Genomic DNA, 17177 nt, shown 5'->3' with positions numbered 1-17177 from the left:
ACAGCATGAAAACAGAAAAGATCAGCATCCTGATAGGCATCACCGTTTCGGCCCTCTTTATGTGGTTCGGTTTCCACTATTTCAAATACGTGGACACCCCTGCGATCCAGCGCCCCTACAGTCCTTTCTTAGAGGGCATTGAGGTTCTGGACCTGCGCTTTAACGACATCAAATACAAGCTCCGCCCGCCTTCTCAAAGTCAGGCTCCGGTGGCACTGATCGCCATTGATGATGCCTCTGTGCGCGAGATCGGCCGCTTCCCGTGGAGCCGTGAAATGGTCGCAGAGATGACCGACAATTTATTAAAGCTTGGCGCCAAGTCCGTCAGCTTCGACGTGATCTTTGCCGAACCTGAAACATCCAACCCTCAAGCCGACACGGCCTTTGCCAAAGTCATCGCCGACAACCCGGACCGTATCGTTCTGGGGACTTTCAGCGAAAACCTGATCGATTTCCAGCCGCACCAGGATCTGTGTGTGGCCGAGGCGTTCCTGGCCACCGGCGGAGACCAACTGGTTAAAATCAACCCCAGCTTCGCCATCGATGAAGAAACCCATGCGATTGATGACCTGAACTGGGCCCCGCTGTTCACCACCCTGTTTCAAACCATTCAGGAACGCGAGCAAAATGACCTGCTAAAAAGCCTGGGAAAAAAATCCCCCGAAGAACTTTCCACCTTCCAGAAAAACAATCTGAAGGCCCGTCAATCTTTGGCTTTGTTCGAATACTGCAAAACATGGCTGACCAAACACGATATTTTCCTGTCCCCTGAAAACATCGCTCAGGTTGAAACCCTGTATCACGATGTGGTGGCCGAAGCGCCTGACCTGAAAAATCTGAAATTCGAGGACCTGCGTTCGCGCATTCGCAAAGCTTATAAAACCCATCCCATTCCCCAATATGGTGAATGGACCCCGAACACGCTGGAGCTGCAAACACCTGCGAACTACACCTCAAGCTTTATCGCCCAGCTGGATGCCGACGGTTATGTCCGCCGTTATCCCCTGTTCTTCCGCTCAGGTCATAAACTGGGCACCAGCTTCATTCCGTCCATGGCCCTGCAAAGCTTCCTTCTGTCCGGTCCCTATCGCGCCGAACTGAAAATGGCCACCGCCAAAGACGGCGAAAAAAGTCTGGAGCAGTTTAACATCTATGACACCTCCAAAGAACCAGAGATCAAAATCGCAAGTTACCCGGTGGACGGTTCCGGCCAGTTGCTGATCAACTATTATGGCCGTCAGATGTCACTGCCCTATGTTTCTGCCAAAGAGCTGTTCAACGACGAACCGACCGTGAAGGTCACCACCAGCGTGATGAATCAGGAATCCAAACAGCTGGTGATTGAAACCAAAGAATACGACAAAAAAGAATTCTTCAAGGACCGCAGCTTGATCGTGGGTGCCACGGCGGTGGGCCTGTATGATCTGCGCAACACGCCGCTGGAAGCCAACTATCCAGGGCCAGAGCTTCATCTGACCATGCTGGCGAATCTTTTTGACAAACACTTCCTGAAACAGTGGAACCAGGAAGCCCAGTGGCTTCCGGTGGTGTTGTTTGTCGGCGGAACTGCGCTGGCAGTTGCTTGGGCCCTGCTGGGATCACTGTCATCCCTTCTTGGTTTTGTCATCTTCATCCTTGCCCTGGGGGCATTGGATCTATGGCTCTTTATCAAGAACAACCTGCTGGTTCACTCCTTCCTGATCTATGCCTGTGCTTTTGCGGGCTTTGGTGCGATTCAGGTCTTTAAGTACTTCACCGAGGAAAAAAAGAAGAAGGAGCTTAAATCCACTTTCTCAAAATACGTGTCCCCGGCCGTCGTGGATGAGCTTTTAAAAGATGCCGCCAACCTGAAACTGGGGGGGCGCCGAGAGCGCATGACCGCGTTCTTCTCGGACGTGCGGGGCTTTACGACCATTTCGGAAAAATTGCCGCCCGAAGAGCTGTCCCGTGTTCTGAATCTTTATCTGACACCGATGACAGACATCGTCTTTAAAAACAGCGGCACTCTGGACAAATACATGGGTGATGCGATCATGGCCTTCTTCGGAGCCCCGGTGAAAGACCCGCATCACGCGGCCCATGCCTGCCGTTGCGCCCTGGAAAGTCTGGTAAAACTCAAAGAGCTGCAAAAAGAATTCTCGGACAAGGGTCTGCCCCATATCGATATCGGGATTGGCATCAACACCGGGGAAATGAGCGTGGGGAACATGGGTTCCAACATCGTTCAGAACTACACTGTCATGGGGGATTCCGTGAACCTGGCTTCGCGCCTTGAGGGAATCAACAAAGAATACGGCACGCGCATTGTGATCAGTGAATTCACCTACAATGACGTTAAAGAGGCCTTCACCGCCCGTGAAATCGACCGCGTGCGCGTCAAAGGAAAGCTTGAGCCCGTGCGCATCTTTGAACTGGTGTGTGAAGGTGCCGCCAAAGACAAAACCGCAGAGCTGATGGCGTCCTTCCAGATGGGATACGACCTGTACCATCAAAAACGCTTTGCCGAAGCCAAAGAGGTTTTTGAAAAAGCCCAAAACAATTGGGGTGCGGAAGAACCCGTCAGTCAGCTTTATATCGAACGCTGCCAGGAGTATCTGGACTCTCCCCCACCGCCGGACTGGGATGGGGTTTACGTCATGAAAACGAAATAAAAAAAGCCACCCGCAAGGTGGCTTTTTCAATCCTACTTACCCAGGATGCTGTGGGTGAAGGTGAACAAGCTTGTCACTACAAACTTGTTATAGTCGTAAGAATCCTCATCCGAGTCCCCCACGTTGTATTGCAGGCTTAAGAGCATATTCACATTGCGCTTGAGATCCTTATTGAAGGCCGCCGTCACAATGGGATTGGTATCAATCCTCGGGCTGGTGGCTTCGTCATAGTTCTGGCTGGAGTATTCGCCACGCAGACTGCCATTGAACTTCCACCACGCCGGGAAGGCATAAGTCAGGCCCAGGGCCGACCGTTTATAACGATAGTTGCGCCCTTCCGCCTGATTGATCAGATAGGAAGCATCCAAGGTCAGGGATTTTTCACCTTTCAGATCCAGAATCCACGTCGGCAACAGCGTGAACCCGTAGCGCAGCGCTGTCTGGTCATCATCCCCTACGGACGTTGCCAGCAGCGAACGCTCGTGGGATACGTCCAACCGGCCCGCCATCAAAAAATCACTTTGAATCGGCGCTGACAAAGTCGTGTTCACACCCAAAGAACTGATGGCTTCTTTGCGCGTTCCTCCGGTGGGGCTCATAAAGATGCTCTTATAGGTGGGCACCAGCTCCCAGTTCAACGAGCGTTTGGCGTATTCAAACTCTTTATGGAAGGGAAGACTCAGGTCAAACTGCAAAGGATCGGCCGTCTGCAAAGTGGCGTTGTCTTTAAAACTTGTGTCGGTGCTGTAGTAATCAGACACCCCGATCTGAGTTCCAAAGTCCGAAGTCGGTGTCCGGTTCCAAATCGCCAGCGCACTGGCACCAAAGTTCAGACGATAGGCTTTTACGTCCGTGCTGACGTTATTTTCCGCGACATTCAAAACGTTGCCATCATAGATAGCGCCAATGAATCCGGTGAAACGATACTTCTCTTTTTTGCTTTCATAGAAGGACTGCAGCTTGTCGATTTGGGCCAGCAGGTCCTCGGCGGCACGGTCCATCTGCGGGTCCTGGGAATTGTCCAGGACATATTCCATGCTGGTGCGGGCTTCCGGGAACTTTTGCTGCTGCATTTCGATATTACCGGCAAAGAAGGAAGCTGTCGGACTCAAAACCGGATCATTTTCAGAGCGGATATCAATCAGCTTTTTACGGGCCTTGTCGTAGTCCTTCAGTTTCAAAAGATTCAGGGCCACATAATAGTCTTTTTCCAAAGAGAGCTCCATCGGCACATCGGCCATGGACAGCGTCGCCAGGGATTTGTTGTAATTTCCAACTTTATAAAGACTCACCCCATAGCGGTAATAGTAGGAATCTGATTCAGGATCCAGATCCACCGCGGCGGCGTACTTCTTTTCTGCCTCGACAAAGTTTTTCTGGGTATAGAGCTTGTCAGCTTCGTTGACCAGGGCCGTGGCTTCTTCTTTTTTGCGTTTTTTCGCAGCAGCACTCAGGGCGGCCTGCTGCTCCAGCAGCGCCGCTCTTTGTTTCGCCTGCTCTTCTTCCAGCATCAGCTGGGTTTTTTCCTGAACACGCTTTTGCTCGCGATCCTGCTTTTCAAGTCTGCGGATGGCTTGCGGTGACATCACTTTTGCTGTGGCCGTGGGCGCTGGTTTTGCCCCCAGATTCTTAGCTGTCGTCTTTTCATTTTCTGCCACGAACTTTGCCAGCTCATCGGCGGATTTAAACAGCACGATGCGCTGAACGGCTCCCCCCGGAACGGCATACGCATAATACGGAGCTTTCCCCGGCGCTGCGAACTCCAGGACCCGAGGACGATTGTCTCCGATAAAGAACTGAATGATAAAGAAGCCCGTCAGGGGCCCACCGGCTCCACCGCGGCGATTCAGCATCACCTGCGCCATCTTGCCGGATTCCGCATCCCGCACGCGCAGAGGCCGGGCGTCTGCCCCGCCCTCGCCGTCCTGCAGTTCAATTTCCAAAGATTGTGTCTGAGAGATTCGTGCATCCAAAGCATAAGCTGAGTTCACGATCAAAGTGCCTGCTAATCCCAAAGCTGCCAGTTTCATACGCTGCATTCTCGATGGTTGAGGTGAATATTAACGCGGACGCGGTGTGATGATGACTTTGGTTTTTCCGTTAAGAGTCCGAGTGACATCCTTCAACGTGTCCTGAGTCGGCGCTTTCACCACTGTTGGAGGCGCCAGCACCGGGGCCGCGATCGGCTTGATTTCCTGAGCCATGCCCAGATCCATGTCCTGGCTGTCAATCATCGAAGTGGGTGCCGCAGGCTTGTCAGTGCCCGCCAGCGGAGCTTCCGACGCCACATCACGGGTGTTTGTTCCCGCCTCAACGGTTGCGGTTTCCACAGGGGCCGTCACCGCTGACGCCACTGAATCGCCATCAATTTGTTTTATTTCCTCTTTCGGCAAAGCCTTCGGAGTTTCTGGTGCTGCATTTGGTGCCGCCGTGGTCATCTCGCCCTTTTTAACCATCACGGGATTTCCGACCATTTTACCTTGCGCATTCACTGCCGCCAAAGACACGGCACCTTTAAAGGTCACAATCGAAGTCATCTGGGTCTTTACATCAAACCCGGCCTGGAACTGAGTTCCCCGCACACCCGCAACTGCGGTTGGCGTCTTGATCTGGAATTTGCTTTTTTCACCGTCATAGGTTTGTTCAACGTTGCTGCGAATCTTACCGCCAGAAAGTTTGATCTCAACGTTCTTTTTGCCGGTAGCAGCGTCATTCTGATATTGAGTGATTTCAATCGTCGTGTCCGGGCTGAGATTCAGAACGTTGCGGTCCGACATCACGATCTTGGCGCGGGAATCAGCGGCCGTCACGACCTTGTCGCCCTCATATACTTTTGCACCGACTTTGGCTGGAGCGGTTTTTCCTTCTGTGCGAATCTGCACTCCGCCTTTCACAACCATAAAGACACCATACATTTTGTCAGCGGCATGAACCTGAACACACAATAAGAAACAAACAAAGCCAACGACTTTTGCCATTTACGCCATCCTCTAATTATTAAGTACCTCTATAGTTTAGATGAGAAATTCTTGGATTAGAAAAACACTTTGTCACCCGTCTCGGTTTTAGACTGAGGTCTCAGGAATATCACTGGACAATAGGCGTGTTCTGCAAGATTCCTTTCTGCAATGAAATTTCCCAGACCCAAACAGAGACTGTGTGCGACGCCTTGAAACGGGACGTGATTTTCAGTATTTAGAGGCCCTGATAAAAAGCCGACAAGGTCAGTATGAAAAAGAATCATGTTATTGTGATCATGGCCCTTTGGGGACTTACAGGATGCGATCGTCTTTCATTGGATGAATCTTCCAAGGTGAAAATCACCTTCCCTTCCACTCAGACCCTTTCTTCCAAAGTCGAAGCCATGACCACCAGTGGTGACAGCCGCCCGGTACCCACGGGATTTTCCGGAGACCGCCCGATCAACTGCTACATCATTGGCGCCAGTGGTCCTGAAGAAAGCATGCGCAGAAATGTCTGCACCCGCGATGACGGCACCATGACACCCAAACACATCGGTGAATGGGTGGGCGGCGTTCCGGCCGGTGGTTCCATCACCATGGACGTGACCTCAGGGAAAGACCGCGTGATCACCGTTGTGGGCTTTTATGCGCCCGAAGGCACCTGCAAAGACTTTAAAAGCACTTCCGGCCCCAGCGATCTGATGTCGAAGCCCTATATTCTGGGCGAAGTCGGCAAACTGCAACTGTATGCCGGCGAAGAAAAGAAAGTCGACATCGACATCACTTACGATCCGGAAAAATGGTTTGATTCCTGTGACGGTCCCGACTTCCCGGATGATGGCCCGCATGACGGCCCTGGGGGCAATGTCATTCCCACAAAACTTGCCATACACAAGGACTACTTCCCGGCGAACACTTTGACCGCCAATACCTGCAGCAGCTTCGGTGTTTCTTTGCGTGACAATGAAAACCGCGAAGGCTCTTTGGCGTCAGAAACCGTTTTCTCAGTGGCGGCCAACGGCACGCCCCTTGAAATTTACAACTCTTACGATGAATGCTCTCAGAGCATCGGCGGCTATTCCACGGCGGTCATCCCGATGGGGGCTCGGTACAAAGATGTGATCGTCAAAGGTCCGTCATCGCCGGGCGCATTGACAATCTCCACCACGATTTTATCATCCTCTGCCGTGCTGGCAAACCCGACGGCGAACTTCCAGAATATCAGCTCAGGAGACAAAGGCTTTGAACTTGAGGGGGCCCGCTCCATTCTGCCGGATTTGTGTTATCCGTATAACATCAGCCGCCGCTACGTGACCGGCTCCTATGACTACGGCACGTCTTCGGCACCAATCACTCTGGCGCCTTCCAGCGGCTTCACTGTTTACAGTGACTCCACCTGCTCGACTCCGACAAACAGTGCCACCATTGCTCCTTACGCCAAGTCCGTCAATGTCTGGGTCAAGATGACCGGCGCCCAGGGGCAGAACACTCTGACTCTGTCTGGTTCGGGCTATCTCAGTCTGACTCAATCCGTGTATCGCGGCAGCGGTACCAACGCCCCTTGGGGGTTTGAAGTCCGCGGTCATCGTGATGGCCCGACTCGCGGGCAGTGTTATAACTCTGCTTATGAAGCGGTCCTGGTGAATCAGTATCACACCGCCGTGCTGGCACCTGCTGCCATGGAAGTGAACCTGGGGCCGGTGAACACAGAGTTCTTTGCAGATAGTGGATGTATGACTCCGACCAGCTCCACAGTTTCTCTGGCTGCGGGTCAATACTCGCTGCCGTTCTATATCAAAACCCATGTCTCTATGATGGTTCCATTATCCGCCACGTCCCCGGGACTGAGCCTGGGCCTCTATGATGTCAATGTGCGAGGTCCTCTGGGCATGGGGGCGAACAACATCCATGTTTCCAACTACAACGGTGTTTGTGCCAAAAGCCCTTACGGCACCTACTGCTGGGGGAATGACAATGGCTCGCGCATTTTGAATGGCGCCTCTTCCATGCCCCAATACGTCAGCCCTGCTGGCGTCGACTGGGACTACATCAAGATGGGCTCTAATTTCGCCTGCGGCATGAGTTTGTCCGGCGAGATCAAATGCTGGGGCCAGGGCACCCAAGGGCAATTGGGGAATGGCTCTACTGCGGCGGTCACCACTCCGACGGCGATATCCGGCGGCGACTATTACATGCAACTTTCTGTCGGACCCAGCCATGCCTGCGGCATCACCATGTCCAATGTGTTGAAATGCTGGGGCGCCAACAGCGCCAGCCAACTGGGGGATGGAACCACGACCACCCGCCTCAGCCCTGTGATCATTGATTCGGGCACTTCCTACAAATTCGTCTCGACCGGAGGCACCCACACTTGCGGTATCACGATGGCCGATGACTTAAAATGCTGGGGCAACAATCTGGGTGGCAAACTTGGCAATGGCACAACCACCAACTCGATGACGCCGATCCTGATTGATTCTTCGATCAAGTACATGACGATTTCAGCAGGAACTGTCAGCACCTGCGGTATCACCCTGCCGGGATCTCTGAAGTGCTGGGGAGAAAACAGTTTTGGCAACGTCGGCAACGGCACCAGTGGCGGCAATGTCCTGAATCCTGTGGAAATCGATACCGGCGTCAATTACACGTCCGTTTCCGTGGGTGAACAAATGGCCTGCGGCATCGGTGATGGCCAGGTGAAGTGCTGGGGTTTGAACTCTTATGGCCGTTTGGGCCTGGGCGGAGCTGCGGGTGATCAGAATACGCCCGTGCCTGTTTCGATGCTGAGTGCCTGGGGCGCCCCGATGCAAGTTTCCACGGGCTCGGGCACCACGTGCGCCACGACCTCCAACCGTGTGGTGTGCTGGGGCGAGGGCATGGAAGGCGAATTGGGTATAAACACCCCGACGAACGCAACATCCCCGATGGAGCTGATCTATTAGGATTGGCGGCAGCGCGGTCCCCTGTCCATCAACTGGACAGTCAGGCATTTACTTCATCCCCTGCTTCCGGCAGTTGAAATCCTTCCTGTAAATAAGGAAACTGCCCCGATCACAGGGGATGATTTATGCAAAGACCTCACATCATCGGTGTTGCTGGTGGCAGTGGCTCCGGCAAAACACACTTCGCCAAAGAGCTGCAACAACTGCTGGGCGAAGACAACTGCTCCATCATCTACCAGGACAACTACTACATCGACCAATCCGCAAAATTTGACGGCGATGGCGGTTCGGTGAACTTTGATCATCCCTCCAGTCTTGATTTCACTTTGCTCGCACAGGGCTTGCGTGCCCTGAAGTCCGGCCAAAGCCTGAACATCCCGATTTATGATTTCGTGACCCATTCCCGCAAAAAAGAGACCCTTCCAGGCGAACCCAAAAAAGTCATTATCATCGACGGAATCCTGATCCTGCACTCTGAAGAAGTCCGCCAGGAACTGGATGAGGCCATCTTCTTTGACACCCCCGAATCCCTGCGCTTTGAGCGCCGTCTGAAACGTGATGTTCACGAACGCGGCAGAACGCCAGAGGGAGTGCGCAAGCAGTTTGAACTGCAAGTGCGCCCCATGCACAATCAGTTTGTCGAGCCCTCCAAAGACCACGCTCACACCATCATCAAGGATCTGGGTGACTACAGCCAGGCCCTGAAACAGTATCAGCAGAAACTTTCAAAAGCCTTCCTGCAGTAAAGGCCACCTGAGAACTGACAGTCACAGGACTTTGTCCGGTGACTGTTGGCAGGAACTTGCACTCACCGATTCCCAAACCCTGAAGTCCCCCCCTAATCTGAAGACAGGGGGCAGTTCGGGTGAAATCTTATTTCTCACGTCGATCCTTTCTAAAATCCTCGCTGGCTGCGGGAGCACTGGGACTTCTGAAATCCGAAGACGCTCCGGCCGCCCCTGAAATTCACCGGGTGAATCTGACCATGGACTACACCCGCCTGGCGGATTCCTTTTCCGAACTTGAAAGCTTTTATGAGGTGGTCGTCATCGGCTCCGGCTATGGCGGAGCCATCATGGGCGCACGCTTAAGCCCCCACCATCAAGTCGCCATCTTAGAGCGCGGCCGAGAGTGGCGCCCCGGCGAATACCCCGAGACCTTTCACGAACTCAAAAAACAAATCTATTGCGACAGCAACCCGCTGGGGCTGTTCTCATATCACACCCATCGTGACATCGATGTTGTCTGCGGCAGCGGCCTGGGAGGAACATCCCTGATCAATGCCGGGGTGGTGATTCGTCCGGATCGGGATTTGTATTCAAAAAAAGGCTGGCCCCAGGAAATTCGCACGGATGCAGACCAGGGAACATTTGAAAAATATTATCAGCGCGTGGAAAAGATGCTCCACATCCAGTCCCACGATCCACGCAAAACAAAGATCCGCAAAGCCGAAAATCTGCACCACAGCAGCGAGGCTTTGGGGGACCCCTTCACCTGGGCGCGAATTGCTGTGAACCTTCACGGCCCCCATCGCAATCAATCCGGCGACACTCAGCCGAAATGCCATATGTGCGGCAATTGCAGCACGGGCTGCAACACGGGAGCTAAAAACACTCTGAATATGAACTACCTGCCCATGGCGAAAAAACACGGCGCCCGAATTTTCACCCAGATGCAGGTCAGCCACATTGAGCAAAACAAACAAGGAAACTATGTTGTCAGAGGCACCCACGTTTCTGCAGGCACGAAAAGACCTTTTCGCATTGAGGCCCGCAATGTTGTGGTTTCTGCCGGCACCATGGGGTCGAACCAAATCCTGTTGCGCTCTCAGAAGCTGGGCAATCTGAAGTTTTCGCAAGAACTGGGGCAGCACTTTTCCGGCAACGGTGATTTGCTCGGGCTGGGTTTTAACGGCGACACCGCGACGGACATGCTGGGAAACTCGAGCGCGAAAATATTCCGGCCGGGTATGATTTCCGGGGCCACCATCTATGGGATCGCCGACTATCGCCAGCGAAAAAACATCTTTGAAAGATTTTTGATCGAAGAAGGCAACATCCCCGGGGCCCTGGTGCAGCTGGCAAGACGCCTTACCACCTTCGTCAAAGCCCCAACCTCGCCGTCAAAGATCTATCGGGCATGGCTTGATTTTATTGACAGCAAGGACTTTGAAAAAGGTTCGATGAATCATTCGATGGTCTATTTTGGCATGGGCCACGACCGGGGCCAGGGACGCCTGGTCCTGAACAGTCAAAACCGCGTCGTGGTTCAGTGGCCCGGCGTGCAGCAGGATCCGATATTCAAGCGCATGATCGCCAAGATAAAACAACACGTCAGCGTCAATAACTCCACCTACGTCAAAAATCCGCGCAGCACATTTATGGGCGGGAACAACCTGATCACCGTGCACCCGTTGGGCGGATGCTCCATGGGCGATTCTGTCACTGCAGGCGTCGTCAATCATCTGGGCCAGGTCTATCACCCCGAGGGTGGTTTGTACGAAGGTCTTTTTGTGATGGACGGATCGATCATCCCCACCGCCGTCGGGGTCAACCCCCTGCTGACGATTTCTGCCTTGGCGGAACGAGCCGCCGAGCACATCGAACTTCGCTAACGCAAAAACGAAGCTTCGACAGCCGAGGGGCTTAGCTTATTTAACAACTCCACAAGCCGGGATACAAACTGGGTCTTTGATTCCTTGTTCAAGAAGAACGGATTCATAATGGTCATACGAAGCAAAACCAAACCGGAATCATCCATCTCGATGTTCCACCGCTGGCAATGGCTTTCAATCAGCTTCTGGTATTCAGGTCTTTTTAAGACGGTCTGAGATACCATAAATTCCCGCGTCACATTGACCGCCTGAACCAGTCTCCCCGTTTGGCGATTCACTTCCGACAGTTTTTGGGCTGACCCCAGATGAACCAGCGAAAGCAGATTCAGCTCCTGAGACTGCAAAATCCTAAGATCTTCACACTGTTCCTGGATTTCTTCCTTCAGCCTGTTCCGAGCCAGGATGGTCCGGCCTAAGATTCGCCCGTATCCGCCGGAATCCATACCAATGGTTTTGGCCGTCATCCACGTGGCCGTGGCCCCCGCCGCAGACCGGGAACCTTCCAGGGTCTTCATCCACCGATCAATGCCCTTGGTTGGGGATTGGATGTATTTCGCATCAAACGCCGAGACCCGATAGTGAATTTGATCCGGAACCACGAAAGCACCACAGGCATACGGCACATACCCAAGCTTGTGGGGATCCAGAGTCACAGAGTCCGCCTTGGCCATCGCCGCCAGAGCCTGAGCAATTGCCGGATCAAGATTTTCACTTTTACCGTCCTTCAAAAGACTGCAGAAGTATCCACCATAGGCCGCATCCACGTGATGCCACAGATGCTGGCTGCGCTGAACTTTCAGTTGCCCAAGATAATCTTGAATGGCATCCACCGGATCACACTGCCCAAGTTCTGTTGTTCCGGCCACCGAAACCACCATCAGAATGGGACGATCCTCGGCCAGCGCCTTTTCAACTTCCGTGCGCAAAGACTCCACATCCAAAATCCCCTGCGCATCCAAAGCAATCGGTCGAAAGGCCGTTTCTCCAAAACCCAGCAGCGAAACACCTTTCAGCCACGAGTAATGCTTGGAGTCCGGAACCAGAACAACAGGGCCTTCATAGGGATGACCAAAGGCCTCTTCATAAACTCTTGCGACCTTCCAGGGACCCTGGGCCACCGCACTGTATTGTTTTAGTTCCATTTCAGGAACCTGATATTCGCGCAGGTATTTTTCATAGGCCTGCCATCCCATATGAGCCGCTTCCGAAAACTTCAGCTTCGTGAACCCTTTCAGATTCAGAAAACAGCCCAATGACAGAAAATGATCCATGCGATACCGGGCCCGCCACAGAGCCTCGATATTGGCCACCGTACCGCCGGAAGTAAAATGCCCGGTGGCTTCACTCGCATCAAATCCGATCATCTTTGCCAGCTCCAGAATAGCTTCGTTTTCAATCACCGCCCCCACGCGGGCAGCTTCAGTCGAAATGTTATTGGGATTGTGCAAAAGAGCGACAAAGTGTCCGAACAGGGCCGGTAAAGAAATCTCTGAATACATGTGCCCGACGTACCGGGGCGAAAACTGCGGGATCTCGGCCTCGAAGCGATGACACAGGTCCTGAAGGACCTGTTGTGTCTTCTCACGGCGACTTTGAAACTCTCCACTTTTTTGATCTGATCGGGAGATGGCCTTGCCGTCGTCAGGAAAAAGATCCTGCCTCCACTGAAACCAATGATCCAGAACAGCCAGCATCTCATGCCGAACCCAATCCGCATTTTCAGACTGCGGACCCAGAAAAAAACTTTTTAGCGCCGCTTCTTCAGGTGAACACTTTTCTGCCATAGTACCTTCTTCCCGCGAATGGCGACAAAAAGAAATGACCAAGATCATGTTTCTTCGTTTTTAGAATTTGAAATCCACTCCGGGGGCGGAGACTGCGGACGGAAGCCCTTTCAATTGGTTGTTATTTGTCCCGATTCCCGACAGGAAATTTGTGATTCACCAGACTAAAAAGTAATTTCCGCAAATACCTTTCAGGAGACAAAGCATGAAAATCTTTTCGATCTTATACATAGCCGCTGTGACCTCCACAGCCTTCGCACAAGAGGCCCCAGCCACCCGCCCCGATGTCGTAAATCTTCCGACAATTCAGGTGCTCAGTGAAAGACAGGAGGAAGTGCTAAAAACCCCTGGTGCCGTCACCGTGATCACCCAGGATGAACTTAAAAAAAACAAACCAACCAGTGCGCAGGATGCCGTCAAAAGAACCGCTGGCGCCAACGTGATCGAAGCCGAAGGTGTGGCCTATATCGGGATGCGCGGCCTAAGCCCAGACGGAAGCCGCAAGGTTCTTCTGCTTGAAGACGGCGCTCCTCTGGCACTGGGGCCCTATATCGACTCTTCAGCCTACTATGCGCCGATCATTGAACGGATGGAACGCATTGATATCCGCAAAGGCAGCAGCTCGCTGGCCTTTGGCCCTTCCACCATTGGCGGAGTCATCAACTATCTGACCAAAAATCCCACAAAGGATCATGGCAATGCGGTGACATTGACAGGTGGTTCCCGGGATTATAAAGCCCTCTTGATCGAAGGCAGTTCTGTGAAAGACGGCACCGGATTGTTGTTAAATATTTTTGCCAAGGACGGAAACGGTTCCCGCGACAACAGTCACTTCAAAACTCAGGACGTGCTGGTGAAGTATGGTGGTGCGCTGTCGGAAAAAAGCTATATCGGCATCAAATTGAGCCACTATAAAAGCGAAGCACAACTGACTTATCTGGGCCTGACCCAGAAACTGTATGAAGAGGACCCTTATCAGAATCCGGCGAAAGATGACATTCTTTATATCAATCGCTATGAAATGAATCTGACCCATGACTATCAGATCAACGGCGACTCCCGATTGGCGACGCTGTTTTACGTCAATCAAACCGCGCGAGACTGGTGGAGGCAGAATTTCTCAAAGGACGGCGCGGGCAACATCAGTATGACCGCCGGGAACAAAGGGCGCAATCGCACCTTTGATGTCGCCGGCATCGACAGCCGCTACTTCCTGAACTGGAATGCGGGTGAAGTCACCAACGACCTGCAAGTGGGCTTGCGCCTGCACACCGAAGACATGCGCAACGTCGAGGTCAAAGGCGCCACCTCCACGTCCCGATCCGGAGTCATTGATACGGACGACAAACGTTTTGCGGATGCACAGACGCTATATGCTGAAAACGCATTTAATCTAGAACGCTGGACCATCACACCAGGAGTGCGCATTGAATCCTATCGACAAAGCCGGATGATCTATCGAAAATCATCTGCCGATTTCAATCAGGGATCTGCCACCAGAAACACCGAATATCTGGGCGGCATAGGCGCCGCTTATGAGCTGACAAAGCAAGAGTTTCTGTTTGCCGGAGTTCACCAGGGGTTCGCTCCTCCAAGAGTGCAGGATTCCATCGACAACAATGGCCAAGCCGTGGATTTGAGCGCGGAAAGAAGCGTGAATGTCGAGCTTGGGTATCGCAGCCAGCGGGACAACTTGCAGATGGAAGCAGCCCTGTTCCAGCTGGATTTTTCAAACCAGCTGATTCAGGCTACAGAATCCGGCGGGGCTTCAAGCACACTGACAAACGGCGGAAAAACTTTGCACCAGGGACTTGAACTTTCAGCCCGCTACAGTCCCGAGTTTGATCGCTCTTTGATCATCGACGTCAATGCCACTTATCTGCCCGTGGCAAAGTTCAACAGCACCCGAATTATTTCCTCTGAAGACCGCAATGGCAATCGCCTGCCCTATGCACCCGAATACATGTTCAACGCGGCCCTGGGATACAAACGTCAAGCCTGGTTCACTCAGCTGCAATATGCCTTCGTCAGTGAACAGTACGCCGATGCTGAAAACACGGTGGAAGGTTCCGTGGATGGAATGCGTGGTGTGCTGCCGGCCTATGGGCTGTTTCACCTGACCGGCGAATACCAGGCAACACGGGATCTGACTTTGGAGCTGTCAGTGCGAAATCTGGCGGACACCACCTACATCGCCTCAAGGGCCCCTCAGGGAATCTTTCCTGGCATGCGCCGGACCGCCTTTCTGGGACTGAAAACAGAATTCTAAACGAGCTTTAAATACGGCCGCGGTGACGGCCGTATTTTTTGCTTTTTCTTTCTGGTTTGCCAAAGCTCTGATGCAATTGCGCGGAATTTGCCGTATCCTTTTAACAGGTCCTCAAACTTCAACGGAAGGATGAGAAATGGCAGAACCAAAGTCCAAAGCCACAGGCATCGCCAATTCACTGCTGGATCTGGTCAGTCAGATCCCCGACTCTCCCCACAAGGCGTCCAACACTCCGGTTAAAGATTCCGCGCACGTCATTAAGTCCGCCTCTTTGCGAGCCGCCAGTGTGTCGGCGGCGTTGGCCATTCCACCGGGGCCCTTTGGCATGATGACAATTCTTCCTGATTTGATTTTGATCTGGCGAATTCAAGCCCAGATGGTTTCAGATATTGCGGCCATTCATGGCAAAACAGGATTTTTGACCAGAGAGGCGTTGCTGTTTTGCCTGTTCAAACACGGCGCCAGCCAACTTTTCCGCGACATCGTCGTGCGCGTCGGTGAACGCTACGTTCTGCGCAAGACCAGCCTGCGCATGGTGCAAAGATTGTGTGAAAGACTGGGCCTGCGGGTCAGCCAACGAATGCTGGGGGCGACGATCTCGCGCTGGATTCCTGTGGCCGGAGCCGTTGCCGTCGGCTGGTATACACGCTATGATACTCAACAGGTCGGTCAGTCGGCCCTGGATTTATTTTCCAAAGACATCGACACCGATGAAATGAAAGATGTCACCGAGTCAGAAAGGAATCTGCCTTGAAAAAAGCAACCCTGTTACCCCTGATCTGCCTGTCTTTGTGGGGCTGCGCCCACAGCGAAACGACCCCTGAGGAGACCCGCATGCAAAACACCTCGGCCCCTGCTGCCAACTTCAAAGACATCCGCTGGGAACTAGTCGAGCTGATGGGGCAACCCGTAAAATACTCCAACGCGGATTCGCAAAAGGTCTACATTCAGTTCAACAGCGGCGACAACCGCGTCAACGGCAATGATGGCTGCAATAATTTCACCGGAGCTTATGAAGAAACTCCGGGCCAGCGTCTGTTTATCTCAAAGCTGGCTTCCACCAAAAAATTCTGTGTGAAAATGCCGACGGAAGATAACTTCGGCGAAGTTTTGCAAGGAGTCGACAACTACACCGTGGATGGAGACGGCTTAAGCCTGAACAAAGCGCGCATGGCGCCTCTGGCCCGCTTTAAAGCCGTCAGCAAATGAAGCTTTCATTGATTCTGCTGGGGGCCGCTCTGTGGGCGACACCGCCCGCGCAGGTGCCCTCGAAATTCTCAGGCCACAAAGGCAAAGACATCGTCTATCAGGGCCTGACTGAGGACTTTGTCCCCTTCAACTATCAGGAAGATGGCGACGTGAAAGGTTCGGCCACGGAGGTCGCAAAAGAGGCCTTTAAACGCGCAAAGCTTAAAGTGTCCTTTGCGGTGTGGCCCTGGGCCCGGGCCTATAAGGCGGCCCTGGAAAAACCCAAACACTTTGTCTATTCCACCTCTCGCACGCAAGAGCGCGAAAAACTTTTCAAATGGGTGGGCCCCATCGTGAAAGATGAAGTCCATCTGGCCTGTCTGGAAGGGGCTGACTTCACCCCCCACCCGGACTTTACCACCTTCAAATCCCACACCGTCGCGGGCCAGTATGGTGACGCCCCGATTGAGTTTTTGCAAAAGCACGGCTTTAAAATCACCATCTATCGCGAAGAAGACGAACGCATGCAGGCCTTTAAAAAGGGCCGCATCCCGCTGGACATCGTGACGACGGGAAGCCAGAAGTCCTATGAAACCAAATGGAATGTCAAATACAAGAAGCTGGCCTACTTGTACTCTACAGATTACTGGCTGGCATTTCATCCCAGCACGCCTGATGCCGTCATCGAAGCCCTGAACAGCGCCCTGGAATCCATGCGCAAAGACGGCACCCTTAAAAATATCACCGCTAAGTACTAGCTTCCGCG

11 protein-coding genes are annotated in these 17177 nt (G+C 52.9%); 8 read left to right on the top strand and 3 right to left on the bottom strand.

What is annotated here, in order from left to right:
* Positions 1–5: 5 nt before the first annotated feature.
* A complete protein-coding gene (locus B9G79_RS06105; protein ID WP_038449866.1) occupies positions 6–2651 on the top strand; it encodes an adenylate/guanylate cyclase domain-containing protein in 2646 nt (881 codons plus the stop codon).
* Between the two features lie 32 nt (positions 2652–2683).
* Here the strand turns inward: B9G79_RS06105 and B9G79_RS06100 are convergent, their stop codons facing one another.
* Together B9G79_RS06100 and B9G79_RS06095 are read right to left on the bottom strand one after the other, a co-directional pair.
* The gene (locus tag B9G79_RS06100) at positions 2684–4681 is read right to left on the bottom strand and encodes a tetratricopeptide repeat protein (protein WP_232469223.1); all 1998 of its coding nucleotides are present in this window, start codon (positions 4679–4681) and stop codon (positions 2684–2686) included.
* Between the two features lie 30 nt (positions 4682–4711).
* A complete protein-coding gene (locus B9G79_RS06095; RefSeq protein WP_088564744.1) occupies positions 4712–5629 on the bottom strand; it encodes a FecR family protein in 918 nt (305 codons plus the stop codon).
* A gap of 251 nt (positions 5630–5880) precedes the next feature.
* Between B9G79_RS06095 and B9G79_RS06090 the strand changes: the two genes are divergently transcribed.
* From B9G79_RS06090 to B9G79_RS06080, 3 genes are all read left to right on the top strand, one after another.
* The gene (locus tag B9G79_RS06090) at positions 5881–8556 is read left to right on the top strand and encodes an RCC1 domain-containing protein (protein WP_088564743.1); all 2676 of its coding nucleotides are present in this window, start codon (positions 5881–5883) and stop codon (positions 8554–8556) included.
* Between the two features lie 125 nt (positions 8557–8681).
* Entirely contained in the window at positions 8682–9302 is a 621-nt protein-coding gene (udk, locus tag B9G79_RS06085) for a uridine kinase (protein WP_011165041.1), read from the top strand.
* Positions 9303–9421: 119 nt separating this feature from the next.
* On the top strand, positions 9422–11170 hold the full coding sequence (locus B9G79_RS06080) for a GMC family oxidoreductase N-terminal domain-containing protein (protein WP_088564742.1): 1749 nt from the start codon (positions 9422–9424) through the stop codon (positions 11168–11170).
* On the opposite strand, the gene B9G79_RS06075 is transcribed toward B9G79_RS06080, so the two are convergent.
* On the bottom strand, positions 11167–12954 hold the full coding sequence (locus B9G79_RS06075; protein ID WP_198298054.1) for a pyridoxal phosphate-dependent decarboxylase family protein: 1788 nt from the start codon (positions 12952–12954) through the stop codon (positions 11167–11169). The genes B9G79_RS06080 and B9G79_RS06075 overlap by 4 nt on opposite strands.
* Before the next feature lie 205 nt (positions 12955–13159).
* On the opposite strand from B9G79_RS06075, the gene B9G79_RS06070 reads away from it, so the two are divergent.
* From B9G79_RS06070 to B9G79_RS06055, 4 genes are all read left to right on the top strand, one after another.
* The gene (locus B9G79_RS06070; protein ID WP_088564740.1) at positions 13160–15223 is read left to right on the top strand and encodes a TonB-dependent receptor family protein; all 2064 of its coding nucleotides are present in this window, start codon (positions 13160–13162) and stop codon (positions 15221–15223) included.
* Between the two features lie 136 nt (positions 15224–15359).
* On the top strand, positions 15360–15977 hold the full coding sequence (locus B9G79_RS06065; RefSeq protein WP_088564739.1) for a hypothetical protein: 618 nt from the start codon (positions 15360–15362) through the stop codon (positions 15975–15977).
* Positions 15974–16432 (top strand): META domain-containing protein, encoded by a 459-nt coding sequence (locus B9G79_RS06060; RefSeq protein WP_232469222.1) that lies wholly within the window; start codon positions 15974–15976, stop codon positions 16430–16432. Before B9G79_RS06065 ends, B9G79_RS06060 begins: the two co-directional genes overlap by 4 nt.
* The gene (locus tag B9G79_RS06055; protein WP_088564738.1) at positions 16429–17169 is read left to right on the top strand and encodes a substrate-binding periplasmic protein; all 741 of its coding nucleotides are present in this window, start codon (positions 16429–16431) and stop codon (positions 17167–17169) included. The genes B9G79_RS06060 and B9G79_RS06055 overlap by 4 nt, the downstream gene beginning before the upstream one ends.
* The last annotated feature ends 8 nt before the right edge of the window (positions 17170–17177 follow it).

Origin of the sequence: Bdellovibrio bacteriovorus, assembly GCF_002208115.1 — a bacterium.
GTDB classification, from domain to species: Bacteria; Bdellovibrionota; Bdellovibrionia; order Bdellovibrionales; family Bdellovibrionaceae; genus Bdellovibrio; species Bdellovibrio bacteriovorus_C.
This window is presented reverse-complemented; position numbering and strand designations above follow the sequence as displayed.